Raw genomic sequence first — 15,558 nt, 5'->3', positions numbered from 1 at the left:
AAGTCGTATCCGGGACTTAGAAATGCGCTAATACTAAACGTATTGCCTTTTCAACGGTCTTCTGCGGTTCTTTGCTAAAGACGCCCTCTAAGCGACTTGCCAATATCGCATTTACGGAAATCGCTTGATGGCCCAACGATTTAGCTAAGCCATATATACCCGCTGTTTCCATCTCTAAGTTGGCGATGCGCATTCCCTTATAACGGAAGGAACAAAGCTTGTTTAACAAATTCGTTTGGTGTTGTTCTGCACGTGTAACTCGCCCCTGCGGTGCATAGAACCCCGGAGCCGTCAAAGTGATTCCTTGCGGAACGCCTTTGGCCAGTTGATGCAACAAATTGTCGGAACAAGCAGCCACATAGGGATGTATATATTGGGTTGATAAATGCGTTTGAAAGGCCGTCTGCAATTCCAATTCAACCGCAGCTTCTTCTTTTCGATAATAATGCAACAGCGGATCGAGCCCGATACCGAAAGTGGATATCAAAATGGAATCTAAAGGAATATCATTGTGTAGGGCACCTGATGTGCCAATCCTTATGATATTCAATGATCGTAACTGCGATTTAACTGTACGACTACGCAGATCGATATTTACCAAAGCGTCGAGCTCATTTAATACAATATCGATATTATCTGTGCCGATTCCTGTTGAGATAACACTCAGCCTATTTTGTCCCACATAACCGGTATGTGTAATAAATTCTCGTTTACCTTTCTTCACTTCAATCCGATCAAAGTACTTGCTTACTTGACCAACACGGTCAGGATCGCCTACGGTAATAATGGTATCGCCCAAATCTTCAGGCAATAAATTCAAGTGGTAAACGCTGCCATCGGCATTCAATATAAGATCGGTATCCGTCATCTTCATATGCTAGGTGGTTCGCAGGTATTTTACTTTTACGTTCGTTAAATGTTGTAATTTACTTAAGGTATGATTGACTTGTGTTTGGCGGATCTCAAAAGTCAGTGAACAGTTATTATCGAAAGCCTGCTGCTGCACAATTAGATCGTCTTCTTTAACAATGCGCATCACATCATTCATCTGCATGTAATCGAAACTCACCTCATATACGTCATTGACTGTTTTTTCTATTATCCGGGCCTGACTGACGGCGTCTTGTGTAGCGCTTTTATAAGCATTGATCAATCCTGGAACGCCTAACAGTGTACCGCCGAAATAACGTACTACCACTACCATTAGGTTCGTCAAATCATGCGATAGAAGTACATTTAATATGGGGCGACCGGCCGTACCGGAAGGCTCCCCATCATCGTTTAAGCGGAATACGGAACGATCTGTTGTTAAACGGTAAGCCCAGCAGTGATGTCGTGCTTTCGGATGGAGATCTTTCACTTCGGTTATCACATTTTTGAGATCTTCCGGATCACTAAAAGGGTAGGCATAGGCAATAAATTTACTTCCTTTGTCCTTGAACAGACCTTCAGCCGGTTTTTCAATCGTTTTATAGGTATCTTCAAATAAATTCATGAATAATAATTCGCTTAAAGCTTATAATAGGCCAATGATAATTACTGAGATCACTGCCAATACCAATCCAACTTTGTTTAAAGTACTTAATTTCTCCTTAAACAGGAATAAACCAACAACTGCACCTACAACAATGACACCTATATTCATTCCTGAAAACACAACAGAAGGATTGTTTGGTAAAGCCTGATGAGCTTTCATATAAAAGAGGATATTTCCAAAGTTAAAAAGTCCCAGCCCCAATCCCCAAAGGGTTCCTGAAAGCGAAAATTTTTCCTTTTTGGTGCTTGCTAAAAAGCCGAGGTACAAAAACGACACCAAGGTACAGAGTACGAAAACCAAAAAAATCGAAGTTCTATACGAAACTGCTTGGTATTGGGCAATATGTTTAAAAAGAATATCGATTATTCCCATACCGAAAAATACCATCAGCGGATACTGCCAGGCATTTTTGCTTGTAAGGCTGTGTTGATTGCGTTTCTGCCATTTAATAGAGCATACGATGGCCGCTAATCCGATGGCTACGCCAAAAAGTTTGGTAGCACTTGGATGTTCATTAAAGATAAAGAATGCAGCCAGGAGTGGAATAAAAAGAGACAGACGTTGAGCCACTTCCGTTCGCACAATGCCCGAATAGCGTATAGATCCCGCAATGATAATAAAGAGGGAGGGTAGTAATAATCCCAATGCTAAATAGCTTATTAATGGCGCCTCTGCGATGGAAAAATTACTTAGATCGGGCTTCAGGTAATGGTAGCTCAATAAGACAGTCATCGGATAATTCCATGCAATCATTTGCAGGGTGTTAACCGAATAGCGCCTAGCCAATTTGATAATCACCGATACCGTGACGCTGCACAAAACACTTAAAAGGACTAAGAGCATCTCTATTTGTTAAAATAAACGGTAAGTGAATCATTCCCTATGTTTTCCTTGATTTGAGGTATAACCTGCAAACGGGGAGCGTCTAAACCATCCTTCCAATAAGCCTGTCCTCTAAACACACGCGCTTCATCCCACAAACCCGCCTTTATAAATAGATTGAGCGTTTTTATACCGCCTTCAACAACAAGTGATTGAACATCCATCAAGTGAAGCTGATATAGAATATTTTGTGGCAAATACCAGTCGAAATTTTCCAACGCAATCAACTTTAGTCTGTCTTGCCAATCGGTTTTTTTCGCGTTGAATACAATTGTTTCCGCTTCTTTATCAAACAAATGAAGATGAGGTGGGAGCGAAAGCTCTTTATCAATAACGATCCGTTTGGGATTTCTTCCAAACCAGTGGCGGACAGTCAGTTGTGGATTATCGATCAACGCCGTATTGGCTCCTACCAAAACCGCATCTTCTTCGCTACGCCACCGATGGTTGACCACCTGTGCAGCGGAGCCCGTGATCCATTGCTGTTTTTCACCTTTAGGAGCAAAATAACCATTTGCTGTTTCTGCCCATTTTAGTATAACATAAGGTCGTTGGTGCTGCACCCGAGTAAAGAAACGACGGTTTACAAATTTTGCTTCTTCTTCCAGCACACCTTCAAGTACGTCAATTCCCGCTTCACGCAATTTGGCAATACCACGACCGTTTACTTGTTCAAACGGATCGTTACAAGCAACAACCACTTGTTTTACTTGATGCTTGACGAGCAGATCGGCACAGGGGGGCGTTTTCCCATGATGGGAGCAAGGCTCTAAAGTAACGTAGACGGTCGATTCTCTCAATAGATCAGCAGCGTTTGGATAACGGTTAAAAACATCGGCAATAGCATTCGGTTCGGCATGGGCCTCTCCGTATTTTCGATGCCATCCCTCGCCAATGATGGTATCATGATGTACAACCAAAGCGCCAACGATCGGATTTGGACTGACACTACCCTGACCGAGCTCAGCGAGTTCCAGACAACGCCGCATATAGATTTCGTGATTAGGCATGCACAAACCTAATGAATTTTAGTAGCTGTCGATCAATAGGCCGATTTTTTTTACAGTTTTATGTTATGTTGAGTGGAGTTTTAAATGATGAATGTTGCCTGCCTGTCGGTAGGCAGGAATGATGAGTGATGAATAAGTTTTTTTTGTGCATTGCTAGGAAGTTTAAAGTGCGGATAGTTGAGTGGTGGAACAGGGAAATAGCAAGAAGACATAGGACAGGAAGAAAACTCGCAACGCACAACTAAAAAAGTCTTGATATCTACCTGCCTGCCGGTAGGCAGGTGTCTTGATACCTGATACCTCACGGCAGGCTTTTTACTTTTGAATTTTTACTTTTGAATTTTTACTTTTGAATGCCATGCAACTCGAAGCCGTCAAAAAACGATTCATAGAAAAATTAGCTGTTTTATACGAAGCTACCGAAGCGGAAAGCATCTTTCTGATTGTGTTGGAGGATCTGTTGGGGTATAGCAGAAGAGACTTACTCCTTCACAAATCCATGAGCTTGAACGACGAGCAACTGGACCAGCTAGAAGATGCCGCCAGCCGTATAAGTGCCGGTGAACCGGTTCAGTATATCATAGGACACACACCTTTTATGGGATTATCCCTCCATGTGAATCAACATGTCTTGATTCCTCGCCCCGAGACCGAAGAACTTGTAGATCTTATCATTCAGGATTTAAAACTGTCCAATAGCTCGGAACCTAAACTAATAGACATAGGCACGGGTTCGGGCTGTATTCCAATTGCTATTAAAAAGTATGTTAATCAAGCACAGGTTTACGCCTTGGATGTATCGGTTGAAGCACTGGCCGTAGCAAAGCAGAATGCAGCGGACAACCAATGCCCTGTTCACTTTATGCTGGCCGATATCCTGGAATGGGACATTATCTTTGCAGAAGAGGTTAAATTCGACGTGATTGTCAGTAATCCGCCTTACATCACCAATAGCGAGCAGAAGGGAATGCATCCGAATGTATTACAATTTGAACCACATTTGGCTCTCTTTGTGGAAGATCAGGCACCGTTACTCTTTTATGAGACGATTGCCGCATTCGCCTTAGCGCATCTGGAAAAAGGGGGGAAGCTCTATTTTGAGATCAATCGAAATTTCGGGCAGGAAGTAAAAGATTTACTAACAAAAAAGGGATTCAAAAATATCCTACTTAAACAGGATATACATGGCGCAGATAGAATGGTGAGGGCCAGCTTATAAATGAGTGCGACTAGAAGAAAGAGAAGAAAAGGAAAGAAAAAGAGTAGCGAAAGACCCACTCGCTGGAAATGGATATTAGCCCTGTGCTGTGGATTGGCATTAGCCTGCATTGCAGTCGTTAACCATTTTCTATTCCATAAATGCACGCATTACGGCATTAAAATACCAGCAGGATACCATACACACGGCATCGATATATCCCAATATCAAGGTAAAATTGATTGGGATGCTTTATGTATGCCTCAGGATAGCGATATTCATATCTCCTTCGTTTATATGCGCGCCTCAATGGGGATGCGTACTGATAAAAAATTTAAAACCAACTGGCAAGAAGCAAAGGCACACGGTATAAAACGAGGTGCCTATCTCTTTTTTCATCCGAATAAAGACGGTGTAAAACAAGCAGAACTTTTTATTAAACGAGTGGGAAGGTTGGAAGGCTGTTTGCCTCCCGTTGTTGATATCGAAAAAACTTATCGTACCGATAAAACAGTTTTGAAAAAGCGTCTACAAGACTGTCTGAATACCCTGCACAACCACTACGGTATCCGTCCCGTTGTTTATACCTATACTACTTTTTACCGCGATTACCTGGGTGAAAAGTTTGATAAATACCCCTTATGGATTGCACATTACGAGCGTGAGGATAAACCTGATTATATCAATCGCCCGTGGGATATCTGGCAACATAGTGAACGCGGAAAAATCGCCGGCATCACTGAGTTCGTCGACTTCAATGTCTTAAACTGCAATAATAATATTATGCCTTGTGAGGTTTGTGGTTATTAGTTGGTTATTAGTTATTGGTTGTTAGTTATTGGTTATTCGTTGGTTTGTGCTTTATCACTATTACTGAACCATCATTAGCCGTATAAAAACTACTCGACTAATTGACGATTTACAAGGTATAAATCATGGTAAGTACGCTTAAAACGCGAAACTACCTATCGCGATAGTAAGCCGACATTATCACATTGGCTAATCGGCTAATTTCTGACTCAACGATTCACCAAAAATAAACTTTCCCAAATCCGGCTTCACCTTCTTTTCCCGTTTTAGCTCATGTTCATAAACCAACCTACCTAGGTTTTTCAGAAAAGGGTAGGTGACCTCTTCGTATTCATAAACACTATCATTATAGATTTCGTTATTGTTGGATTGCACAACAGCTGTTAGCAGGAATTCGACACCGTTTTTAAAATCTACGATATAAGCGTTGTCGATATTGTAGCCGTAGGAATCACCATACTTATTGAAACTGCGGATACGACCATCCGGATGGACACCTTTTTCCCGACCGAAAAACAATAACTTACTATAGGTAGGCCAGAATTCAGTGCTGTCATATTTAGGAAAATCGGATTCTTGTGGAAAACGCGACATATAGTAGTAGATGAAGCGATAGTCTTCATCCCTCAGATGAAATCGTTCTTTCTTCGGGAAGGCTTCTGGAAAAAGCAGTTTTTTCATGATCAGCTGCTGATCGGCTAGCGCATATGCATTGAGCCCTTCAAAGCTGTAGGGCTTATGAATGAGACTGTCATTGGCATCCCTATAAGCTTTACCACGAATTAGATTTTGTAGATCCAAGGGGTAATCTTGCGGATCGTATTGGGCCGCTTGTTGATAGATAAGCAGATCATCTTTATAAAAAGTAATTGGGTTCGTATGTTTCGCCCATTCACCCTTATCGCCAATCGCTAGGCGATTGATAATGCGACTATGACTGGCCCCATGTTTCTTCAAGCGGCGATTGATATCAGCCCGTCCCAAGAATTCGTAAAGACGATTGAAGGCATCGTTATCACTGGTCAGTAAGATTTTTTTGATATAATGCCCGATACTGGGCAGTCCATTGGCGGAGGAAGAGTCGATCTCAACCCTTGTTTGTCTTTCCCAAGCGCTATCGATTTTCAGCGGGGTATTTTTATCCAGTCCTTTAATTTTCAGCTCATTGATTTTCTCTAAGGCGAAGATAGATGCCGGGAGCTTAACCGTACTGGCGGGATAGAAATACCAGTTAGGATTTAATCGGTAGCTAAAAGAAGTAAAATGTGGTTTATTATGTTTATCGCGATCTATTTGGGTATAAAGAATTTGCACCTGCTTTCGTTGCGGATCATCGAGAACAGCTTTAAAAAGTTCGGGATGACTTTCAATTAAATTCTTTAAAAATAGGGTATCCATCGGTTGGGCATAGATTTTATAAGAAATTAACAATAGGCAGAAAGGGAGCAGTATTTTCATCCGTATTCAGGTTTGTGCAACTAAGGTAACAAAAAACTCATAAACTTGCATACAAAATCAAAGCCTGGCAAGTATTACTTTTGGATAATCATCCCGAATGGCTATTTTTGTCAACAGAAGGAAAATATCAGCTTATAGATCTAAGACAATATACACACCAATTAAATTTCAGCTTAAGAGTAGCAATTTTACTTGTTAAGCCGTTATAACAAGCATACAATAAAAATTCACCTTATAAACAACAAATGAAGACAAAAATCAACTCTCTTTACCTAAGCTTATTAGCCGGAACCTTACTTACACTGGGAGCGTGTAGTAACAGTGATGACGATGTTGCTCCCATAGATCAACTTCCTGAAAACACCGGAATGTTCGTTTTAAATGAGGGGGCCTTTGGTGGGACCTCTAATTTAGGATTCTATAGCTATGGAACAAATCAATATAATAATAGCGCTTTCACTGGAAATTTAGGTTCTGGGGCAAACGATTTGTTAGTATATGGAAGTAAGGTTTATATTTCCGTTACTGATGCAAACAAGGTTGTTGTATTAGATGCCAAAACGAGATCGGAATTAAAGGTGATAAACATATCATTACCTAGGTATCTACTGGCTCATAAAGGAAAAATATATGCTACTAGCCATGGAGAAAATAAATTGTTTGCCATTGATACTACGAGTAGTTTTTCCATAAATAGTGTTGCGGTTGGTAAAAGCCCAGAACAACTTACAACTACTAATGGAAAAATTTATGTAACCAACTCTGGATGGAGAGATGCGTTGAACGGAGGAACTTACGACAACCATATATCTGTAGTAAATCCTACAACATTAACTATTGAAAAAGATATTGTTGTAGCAGAGAATATAAGCGCAATAGCTGCTGATACGACTAAGAATGTTTTATATGTAAATGCTTCTGCTATTTATAATGGTAGTCAAATTTCTAAACCTTCTAAATTATATATTGTTAATACAGCAAATGATCAAGTTGAAGGAATGAGCTTTGGAGCAGAGAAAATTGTGGTAGTACCAGGCGTTAAAAAAGCATATTTGGTTAGTAGTAATCGGACCAATGATGGAAAAAACACCTTCTGTAGTTTAGATTTGGTTAGTAAGACAGTTCAAAATATCACGTTAAGTAACGTTAGCTTCGAACAACCTTATAGCTTAACTTATATTCCTGAAATTGCCCGCTTAGTGCTTGGTGATGCAAAAAATTATACCAGCAATGGGCAAATGTATGTTTTTGGTTTGTATCAATCCGGAGACTTAGGGCTTGAATATTTTACACCGGTAGGTGTTAATCCCGTAAAAGTCGGATTTACGTTCGGCTCATATGTAATGCGATAATTTTTTAAGTTTACTTTAATTTTAATAAAATGGATTGGTGTTTGATCAGTCCATTTTATTTTTACACCCTTGCCCATCTCTCCTCAATTCCCTATCTTCGTCTCCCATGCAACTCAATGTAGGATTGATCGGTTTTGGCATGGCAGGACAAGTGCTTCATGCTCCTCTTATAAGCTCCGTAGTAGGTTTAAGATTAACAAAAGTCTATGCCCGTCGGAAAGAACAGCAACATATATTACGGGCTAAATATCCGGACGTAAACATCGTAACCGATGTACAGGATATCTTTAATGATAAGCAAGTCGATTTGGTTGTGATAGCTACTTCCAACGATGTACATTTTAGTCTTTGTAAAGCGGCCCTATTGGCAGGCAAACATGTGGTGGTGGAGAAACCTTTTACCAATACATTGGAAGAAGCAAACGAGCTGATTGCAATAGCGAAAAGCCAAGGCAAATTATTATCCGTCTTCCATAGCGCTCGTTGGCATAGCGATTACCTGACCGTAAAAGACGTGATTGCTAGTGGCGAACTCGGGCGATTGGTAACGATGGAAATCCGCTATGACCGTTTCCGCAACTACCTCCGGCCGAATGCCTGGCGTGAGGACGACCTACCCGGTTCGGGGATTTGGTTCGACCTTGGAGCACACCTCATCGATCAGACCTTACAATTATTCGGCAAACCGCAAGCACTCTTTGCGTCACTACGTAAAATGCGGGAAGGAGTAGGGGCGGTGGATGATTTCGAAGTTTTATTGTATTACCCGCAAATAAAGGTTTCGCTCAAAGGAAGTATGTTGGTAAAAGAACCAACGCCCCGTTTTGCACTTTATGGAACGGAGGGAGCCTTTGTAAAACCGGGTGTCGATCCACAGGAAGCGGCACTTCGGGAGGGGAAAACACCGGCCGACTTACCAAATTGGGGCGAAGAACCGGAAGAAATATGGGGCATCCTCAATACAACGGCTGAAGAACCGAATAACCGGAGAAAGATTCGCAGCCAAAAGGGAAATTATCCGGGTTATTACGAAAATGTGCGTGATGCCATTCTCGGAAAAGCAGAATTAGCCGTAACGGCTGAGCAGGCTCGGGATGTGATTTATCTATTACAATTGGCGGAACGAAGCTGGGACGAGAAACGTGTGTTATCTGTTGACTAAAATTATTTTCCATGGAATATGATGTCCTCATCATAGGTGGAGGTGCCTGCGGTCTCATGTGTGCGGTGCAGGCTGGTTACTTAAGCAAAAGGGTAGCAGTGCTGGAACGAAACGACAAGTTAGGCGCCAAAATATTGATTTCAGGAGGGGGCCGTTGTAATTACACCAATTTATACACAGCTCCCACTAATTTCATCTCTGAAAATGAACACTTTTGTGTTGCCGCACTCCATCAATGGAGCGTCGATGATACCATCCATTTTTTTGAGCAACAGGGTATTGCAGGGCAGGAGAAGACCTTAGGACAGTTGTTTCCGACTTCCAACAAGGCTAAAGATGTGGTGGCTGTATTTGAACGCTTACTTAAGGAACTGGGGCAACGGGTGATTTTAGAGGCTGAGGTTAAATCTATCGAAAAGAATCCGGCAACCGGATCTTTTCAGGTCATGTTCCATCATAAAGACCGTTTGGAAAGCTTGGAGGCTCCCAAGGTGGTTATGGCCAGCGGTGGACTCCCTATTGCTAAATTGGGGGCTAGCGATTTTTCGCTTCGTATAGCAAAGCAATTCGGCTTGGCCGTGACCGCCACAGCACCGGCACTGGTTCCGCTGACAATCACCGGAAAGGATGCCGAATGGTTCAGTGCTTTGGCGGGCAATTCGATTTTCAGTAAAGTCTGGAACAATCGAGCAAGCTTTGAAGAAAATATTTTATTCACGCATTGGGGCCTCAGCGGCCCTGCCATTTTACAGATTTCCTCCTATTGGAATCCGGGCGAGCTGATTTGGATCGACTTACTCCCGAAACAACGCATTGCCCAACTAATTCAGCTAGAACGCGAAAAAGGGGGGAAGCGACTCCTTGCACAGCTATTGCAAGATCACTTTACTAAGAAGTTTACTGAAGCATTAGGCAAATTTCTACCTATCGATAAGAAAATCGCATCCGTCGGCAAACAGGACGTGAAACTAATGGAACAGGTGATTCACCGCTTTGAAGTGAAACCGGCAGGTAGCAAGGGCTACGACAAAGCTGAAGTAATGCGTGGAGGCGTCAGCACGGAAGAGTTATCTTCGAAAAGCCTGGAAGCCAAAAAATGCACCGGACTCTTTTTCGGTGGCGAATGCGTTGATGTAACCGGCTGGCTAGGCGGCTATAACTTCCAATGGGCCTGGGCAAGTGGCTATGTAATTGCGCAGCATTTGTAATCGTTATTTGTTGCTCGTTATTAGTTATTAGTGATAACTAACAACCAATAACCAACAACTAATAACTAAAAACCAATAACTAACAACTAACCTAAGGTACCTCAACCACAAATCCCTTATCGGCGGCCAATAAGTCCTTATTGGCGATCAAAGACTCCAGATTAATGTCACCGATAATGTATTTGAATTCGCGGGCATAGTGTCTTTCTGATACCTTTAGAAAGTTTAGCTTTTCCAAAATAGATTCATCATTATACCGTAGGTATACGGTGATCTTATGGTTATTACTATGATTCAACTGGGTTGCTTCCAGGTGCTTTTTATATTCATAGCGGTAGTCATACCGTAAAGCGGCGATATCTGACAGCACAGCTGAACCGGTTGGATGCCCTCCGGCACCTTTTCCATAGAAAAACTGTTGATCGGCAAACGCAGCCTGTACCACTACACCATTATATTCGTTCTCTACAGAATAAAGAATGCTTTTCTCATTCACAAACTTAGGGATTACGTAGAGTATTACTTTTTCATTTCCAATTTCCTTAGCCGTCGGCACTAATTTAATTTTGTAGTTTTTCTCCCGTGCAAAACGAATGTCGTAATCGGATAATTGATCGATACCAATGTTAAGAATTTCTTCCGGTTTCACATATAATCCGTACGCATGAGAAGCAACAATAGCAAGTTTAAATTTTGCATCAAAACCACCTACGTCCAAGATGGGATCCGTTTCAGCAAAACCTAGATGCTGTGCTTGTTTTAACGCGGTGTCATAGTCCATATGCTCGTTAAAGATCTTGGACAATATGTAATTGGACGACCCATTAAAAATACCGGAAACGGAATGGAGTAGCTCATTGTCGTAGTACTCCTCTAAGTTACGGATAATAGGAATACTACCACATACCGCCCCTTCATATAAAAGACTCGTTCCATACGCCTGCTGAATATCTACCAGCTCTTCCAAATGTGTGGCGATCATTTTTTTATTAGCTGAAACGACGTTTTTGCCGTTCTTTAGGGCTTTCGATACGATATGGAAAGCGGCATCGGCGTCGTCTATGAGCTCTACAATGGTATTGATCTCCACGTCATCCAATAGCTCATCTGCTTGGGTAGTAAATAATTCCAGGGGTAGTGTTCTTTTTTTGTCGGGGTTTTTAATAGCAAAACGTTTGATTTCCAGGTTTAGCTTTTTGGTTTTAATGATATCGTATAAGCCTTGGCCTACCACGCCAAAGCCAAACAATCCTAGTGTAAGCTTTTTACTCATTGTTCTGTTAGATCTTCTTCTCTATATATTATTAAATAAGTGGTTGCAAGGTTCTATCCAAACGATTGGGATAACTTTGTTTCAAAAAAGCAGCGATTTCTTTACTGATCTGCTTGGTTTCGATCAAAAATCCGTCATGTCCATAAAAGGAGTTGATGGCCGCAAATTTGGCGTTTCTAATATGTTTGGCCAAATACTTTTGTTCATCCAAAGGAAATAATATATCGCTTGTAATACCAATAACCAACGTTTTTGCACGGATATGCTGCAAAGCCTTCTCTGCGCCATCACGACCCCTTCCCACGTTGTGGGCATCCATGGCCTTACTCAGAAACCAATAACTGTAGGCATTGAAGCGCTTCACTAATTTCTCTCCCTGATAATTTTGGTAGGAAGAGGCACGGAAATCATCTATTTTCTCATCCGAGCTTTCCAGTTGCGTGGCGCCGTATGTTTCGTAAGTCCTGTAAGAAAGTAAGGCGATACTCCTAGCTACTTTCAAACCTTTCGCTCCGCCATTAGGTTTATTCGCATAAAAGGTCCGGTCGGCACTGATCGCCAACCGCTGGCTTTCATTGAAGGCAACGCCCCAAGGCGAATGTTGGGCATTCGTAGCCAATAAGACAAGATTCTCAATCCGATCAGGATGGATAATAGCCCATTCCATGGCTTGTTGCCCGCCCAACGAGCCTCCAATTAGTACTTTAATCTTATCAATGCCCAGGTGCTGCGCTAAAAGCTCATGTGCCGCCACCAGATCCCGAATGGAGAACTGCGGAAAAGATAAATAATAAGGTTGATCGGTACTTGGGTTGGTTGTCAACGGATTGGTTGTCCCATAATGAGATCCGATAATATTAGCACAAATAATAAAATGTTCCTGCGGATTGAACAAATCTCTTTCCCCAAACAAACCGGGCCACCAGTCGAACACATCCGAATTTGCAGTCAGCGCGTGACAAACCCATACCACATTATCTTTACGTGTATTTAATCGACCATAGGTATGGTAGGCTATCTGTAAACCCTTCAATCGCTTCCCGTTTTCAAGCCGGAAGGTTTTATTATAATTGAATTTATGGATACTCATATATAATAGGCGCCAAATGCGCTGTTAAATTTTTCTATTTAATCTTCTCGAAAGCTTGCTGTAAATCAGCTATTATATCATCTATATGTTCAATACCAACGGCCAAGCGCAAGGCTGTTGGCGTAACACCGGCAGCCAGTTGTTCCTCATCCGAAAGTTGTTGATGGGTTGTAGCCGAAGGCTGAATAATCAGCGTCTTTGTATCACCCACATTGGCTAAATGGCTGATTAACTGCAAACTATCCACAAAAGCTGTTGCACTTTCCTTTTCGCCTTTCAGTTCAAAAGACAATACTGCTCCAAAACCATGCTGTAGATACTTCTTAGCACGAGCATGCGCCGGATGTGATTCCAAACCCGGATAATTAACCGATTGGACCAAGGGATGCTGCTCCAACCATTTAGCTACACTTAGTGCGTTGTCAACATGTCGTTGTACACGCAACGAAAGCGTTTCCAATCCCTGAAGCAATAAGAATGAATTAAAAGGGGAGAGGGCCGGACCGAAATCCCGCAGTCCTTCTACACGGGCGCGGATTGCAAACTGTATATTACCAAAAGGCCCATTTACACCGAACACATCCTTAAATACCAGGCCATGGTATCCCTCGGAAGGTTCGCTGAACTGCTTAAATTTACCATTGCCCCAATCATAATTGCCACCATCAACGATTACACCACCAATGCTAGTTCCATGACCACCGATCCATTTTGTTGCCGATTCGACCACCACGTGTGCCCCATGTTCCAGGGGTTTAAATAGGTAACCTCCGGCACCGAAGGTGTTATCAACAATCAGCGGAAGCTCAAATTTTCGCGCCACTGCGGCAACCGCCTCAAAATCGGGGATGTTGAAACTTGGATTACCGATTGTTTCAATATAAATAGCCTTTGTTTTATCGTCAATAAGCGCTTCAATAGCGGCTGCCTCATCATTTTTTGCAAAACGCGCCTCAATACCCAAACGTTTGAGAGACACCTTAAATTGGTTATAGGTGCCGCCGTATAAATTGGAACCGGTCACAAAGTTCTCACCACTTTCCAAAATATTTGTTAAGGCCAAAAATTGTGCTGCCTGTCCGGAGGCCACCGCAACCGCTGCTACCCCTCCCTCAAGCGCCGCAATACGCTTTTCAAAAACATCCGTTGTCGGATTCATGATTCGCGTATATATATTCCCGAACTCTTTTAAAGCGAATAAATTCGCACCGTGCTCAGAATTGTTAAAGACATAGGAAGTCGTTTGATAAATAGGAACCGCCCGTGCATTAGTAGCAGGGTCTACTTCTTGTCCCGCATGGACTTGTAAAGTATCAAATTTTAGATTTTTAGCTGACATTGGATTCTTCTTTAAAGTGTTTAATCGTTTGTTTATTAGTGTAGACGTATGCACATACAATACATCAAACGATGTATGTTTAGCATCGGTTAAAAAGAGTGTTCTTTTTAACAACAGCACATATACATGCAAGAGCAATGTATATAAGAAAAAGACTGCTTTTTGCCAGTGAAGGTATGATCGAATGATTGCCGGTAAAGTACTGCACCGGACTTGAATGTGCTGATAGTTGAATGCGATTTCATTGTCTTATTCATTTATATGCTCCCATTTATCTGGGACAGGATTTGGCACCTTTTCCGAACGCTTCGGATGGTTGCCAGTGGGTCTTAGAGCCGGTCTCTCGCCACTTCTTTATAAATCAAGACTCTTTTAAAGAGGAATTGATCAATACATTGTTGAATGTATGGCGCAAATATACATTTTATTTTAAAATTCAAAAGTAAAAAGTAAAAATTCAAAAGCCTGACTGCCGTAGGGATGGTAAAAATTCAAAAGCCTGCCTGTCGGTAGGTGCTACCGCCACTACTCGTTCATCATTCAAAATTCCTGCCTACAGGAAGGCAGGCATCACTCACATTAAATTGCTTGCTGAAATCCCTTATCCTTATGAATCAACTTAGCCGTAGAGGCCGGTAGATCGATGGGACGGGTATAGGTTACAAATTCTTCCTCTTTTAATGCGTTAAAAAAACCTAGCTTCTCTACCATTCGAGTAGCCGGCTGATTATCCTCATTAATGCATATTTTTATAAAGGAAGCGCCCAAACAATATTTCGCCATCTCGATCATTTGATTGAAAGCAGCAGGCATAATTCCTTTTCCCCAATATTCCGGTAATAGAGAACCTCCGAAAAAAATGTCTTTTTTCTTTTTATTCCAGTTATACAACACACAACAGCCGATTACCTTTTCCGGTTCATTTTTCAACCGAATCGTATAAATGTACTTACATAACCAAAGCATTCTTTTAGTAAACTCTTCGACCGTCTCATCACCAACTTCATCATTGATATTGATTTTCCAGAACAGGTCCGGTCTCGTATAGACATTGTCGAAGATTTCCGCGTCTTCAATGGTTAGTTTACGCAAAACAATGGGCTCTACCTTTAATGTATCCATAACTCAAGAAATTAGAACAAAAAACGGAGGTTGTTATTTGTTGATTTAAAGCTACCTCAATCTTTCCAATAAAACAAACAAGTGAGTTTTAAAATTGTTTGAGGCGAGTTTTAAGTC

At 41.7% G+C, this 15,558-nt stretch carries 14 protein-coding genes and 1 riboswitch; of the genes, 5 read left to right on the top strand and 9 right to left on the bottom strand.

Translation table 11 applies throughout. From position 1 onward, the window contains the following. Positions 1-16 precede the first annotated feature (16 nt). The 4 genes from FKG96_RS14765 to ribD are packed head-to-tail and all read right to left on the bottom strand — an operon-like array spanning position 17 to position 3,429. The gene (locus FKG96_RS14765) at positions 17-874 is read right to left on the bottom strand and encodes a nucleoside phosphorylase (protein WP_130857765.1); all 858 of its coding nucleotides are present in this window, start codon (positions 872-874) and stop codon (positions 17-19) included. A gap of 3 nt (positions 875-877) precedes the next feature. Next, the gene (locus tag FKG96_RS14760) at positions 878-1,495 is read right to left on the bottom strand and encodes a YigZ family protein (RefSeq protein WP_013666650.1); all 618 of its coding nucleotides are present in this window, start codon (positions 1,493-1,495) and stop codon (positions 878-880) included. A 21-nt stretch (positions 1,496-1,516) separates the two neighbouring features. Next, complete coding sequence (locus FKG96_RS14755; RefSeq protein WP_130857766.1) at positions 1,517-2,380, bottom strand: EamA/RhaT family transporter; 864 nt, start codon at positions 2,378-2,380, stop codon at positions 1,517-1,519. Positions 2,381-2,382: 2 nt separating this feature from the next. Then, complete coding sequence (gene ribD / locus FKG96_RS14750) at positions 2,383-3,429, bottom strand: bifunctional diaminohydroxyphosphoribosylaminopyrimidine deaminase/5-amino-6-(5-phosphoribosylamino)uracil reductase RibD (RefSeq protein WP_130857767.1); 1,047 nt, start codon at positions 3,427-3,429, stop codon at positions 2,383-2,385. Positions 3,430-3,787: 358 nt separating this feature from the next. Between ribD and prmC the strand changes: the two genes are divergently transcribed. Further along, complete coding sequence (gene prmC / locus FKG96_RS14745) at positions 3,788-4,648, top strand: peptide chain release factor N(5)-glutamine methyltransferase (protein WP_130857768.1); 861 nt, start codon at positions 3,788-3,790, stop codon at positions 4,646-4,648. Beyond that, positions 4,649-5,437 carry a glycoside hydrolase family 25 protein gene (locus FKG96_RS14740; protein WP_130857769.1) on the top strand — a complete coding sequence of 263 codons (789 nt, stop codon included), beginning with the start codon at positions 4,649-4,651 and terminating at the stop codon, positions 5,435-5,437. 189 nt (positions 5,438-5,626) lie between these two features. Here FKG96_RS14740 and FKG96_RS14735 read toward each other — a convergent pair whose 3' ends face one another. Then, on the bottom strand, positions 5,627-6,895 hold the full coding sequence (locus FKG96_RS14735) for a serine hydrolase (protein ID WP_130857770.1): 1,269 nt from the start codon (positions 6,893-6,895) through the stop codon (positions 5,627-5,629). Between the two features lie 245 nt (positions 6,896-7,140). On the opposite strand from FKG96_RS14735, the gene FKG96_RS14730 reads away from it, so the two are divergent. From FKG96_RS14730 to FKG96_RS14720, 3 genes are all read left to right on the top strand, one after another. Beyond that, complete coding sequence (locus FKG96_RS14730) at positions 7,141-8,247, top strand: YncE family protein (protein WP_130857771.1); 1,107 nt, start codon at positions 7,141-7,143, stop codon at positions 8,245-8,247. 106 nt (positions 8,248-8,353) lie between these two features. Continuing rightward, on the top strand, positions 8,354-9,409 hold the full coding sequence (locus FKG96_RS14725) for an oxidoreductase (protein ID WP_130857772.1): 1,056 nt from the start codon (positions 8,354-8,356) through the stop codon (positions 9,407-9,409). 11 nt (positions 9,410-9,420) lie between these two features. Then, entirely contained in the window at positions 9,421-10,617 is a 1,197-nt protein-coding gene (locus FKG96_RS14720; protein ID WP_130857773.1) for an aminoacetone oxidase family FAD-binding enzyme, read from the top strand. Between the two features lie 91 nt (positions 10,618-10,708). Here FKG96_RS14720 and FKG96_RS14715 read toward each other — a convergent pair whose 3' ends face one another. From FKG96_RS14715 to FKG96_RS14700, 4 genes are all read right to left on the bottom strand, one after another. After that, complete coding sequence (locus FKG96_RS14715) at positions 10,709-11,890, bottom strand: homoserine dehydrogenase (RefSeq protein ID WP_013666641.1); 1,182 nt, start codon at positions 11,888-11,890, stop codon at positions 10,709-10,711. A 31-nt stretch (positions 11,891-11,921) separates the two neighbouring features. Next, complete coding sequence (gene metX / locus FKG96_RS14710; RefSeq protein WP_013666640.1) at positions 11,922-12,980, bottom strand: homoserine O-acetyltransferase; 1,059 nt, start codon at positions 12,978-12,980, stop codon at positions 11,922-11,924. Positions 12,981-13,014: 34 nt separating this feature from the next. Next, complete coding sequence (locus FKG96_RS14705; RefSeq protein ID WP_130857774.1) at positions 13,015-14,319, bottom strand: O-acetylhomoserine aminocarboxypropyltransferase/cysteine synthase family protein; 1,305 nt, start codon at positions 14,317-14,319, stop codon at positions 13,015-13,017. A 254-nt stretch (positions 14,320-14,573) separates the two neighbouring features. Then, positions 14,574-14,682, bottom strand: a riboswitch (SAM riboswitch). A 216-nt stretch (positions 14,683-14,898) separates the two neighbouring features. After that, positions 14,899-15,441 (bottom strand): GNAT family N-acetyltransferase, encoded by a 543-nt coding sequence (locus tag FKG96_RS14700; RefSeq protein WP_013666638.1) that lies wholly within the window; start codon positions 15,439-15,441, stop codon positions 14,899-14,901. Positions 15,442-15,558: the final 117 nt, after the last annotated feature.

It is taken from the genome of Olivibacter sp. LS-1 (assembly GCF_008245145.1).
Lineage (GTDB): Bacteria > Bacteroidota > Bacteroidia > Sphingobacteriales > Sphingobacteriaceae > Olivibacter > Olivibacter oleidegradans.
This window is presented reverse-complemented; position numbering and strand designations above follow the sequence as displayed.

What these genes read in the sequence shown, in the direction of transcription:
- FKG96_RS14765 (WP_130857765.1), bottom strand. Translation starts at nt 874, where the DNA reads ATGAAGATGACGGATACCGATCTTATATTGAATGCCGATGGCAGCGTT.
- FKG96_RS14760 (WP_013666650.1), bottom strand. Translation starts at nt 1,495, where the DNA reads ATGAATTTATTTGAAGATACCTATAAAACGATTGAAAAACCGGCTGAA.
- FKG96_RS14755 (WP_130857766.1), bottom strand. Translation starts at nt 2,380, where the DNA reads ATGCTCTTAGTCCTTTTAAGTGTTTTGTGCAGCGTCACGGTATCGGTG.
- ribD (WP_130857767.1), bottom strand. Translation starts at nt 3,429, where the DNA reads ATGCCTAATCACGAAATCTATATGCGGCGTTGTCTGGAACTCGCTGAG.
- prmC (WP_130857768.1), top strand. Translation starts at nt 3,788, where the DNA reads ATGCAACTCGAAGCCGTCAAAAAACGATTCATAGAAAAATTAGCTGTT.
- FKG96_RS14740 (WP_130857769.1), top strand. Translation starts at nt 4,649, where the DNA reads ATGAGTGCGACTAGAAGAAAGAGAAGAAAAGGAAAGAAAAAGAGTAGC.
- FKG96_RS14735 (WP_130857770.1), bottom strand. Translation starts at nt 6,895, where the DNA reads ATGAAAATACTGCTCCCTTTCTGCCTATTGTTAATTTCTTATAAAATC.
- FKG96_RS14730 (WP_130857771.1), top strand. Translation starts at nt 7,141, where the DNA reads ATGAAGACAAAAATCAACTCTCTTTACCTAAGCTTATTAGCCGGAACC.
- FKG96_RS14725 (WP_130857772.1), top strand. Translation starts at nt 8,354, where the DNA reads ATGCAACTCAATGTAGGATTGATCGGTTTTGGCATGGCAGGACAAGTG.
- FKG96_RS14720 (WP_130857773.1), top strand. Translation starts at nt 9,421, where the DNA reads ATGGAATATGATGTCCTCATCATAGGTGGAGGTGCCTGCGGTCTCATG.
- FKG96_RS14715 (WP_013666641.1), bottom strand. Translation starts at nt 11,890, where the DNA reads ATGAGTAAAAAGCTTACACTAGGATTGTTTGGCTTTGGCGTGGTAGGC.
- metX (WP_013666640.1), bottom strand. Translation starts at nt 12,980, where the DNA reads ATGAGTATCCATAAATTCAATTATAATAAAACCTTCCGGCTTGAAAAC.
- FKG96_RS14705 (WP_130857774.1), bottom strand. Translation starts at nt 14,319, where the DNA reads ATGTCAGCTAAAAATCTAAAATTTGATACTTTACAAGTCCATGCGGGA.
- FKG96_RS14700 (WP_013666638.1), bottom strand. Translation starts at nt 15,441, where the DNA reads ATGGATACATTAAAGGTAGAGCCCATTGTTTTGCGTAAACTAACCATT.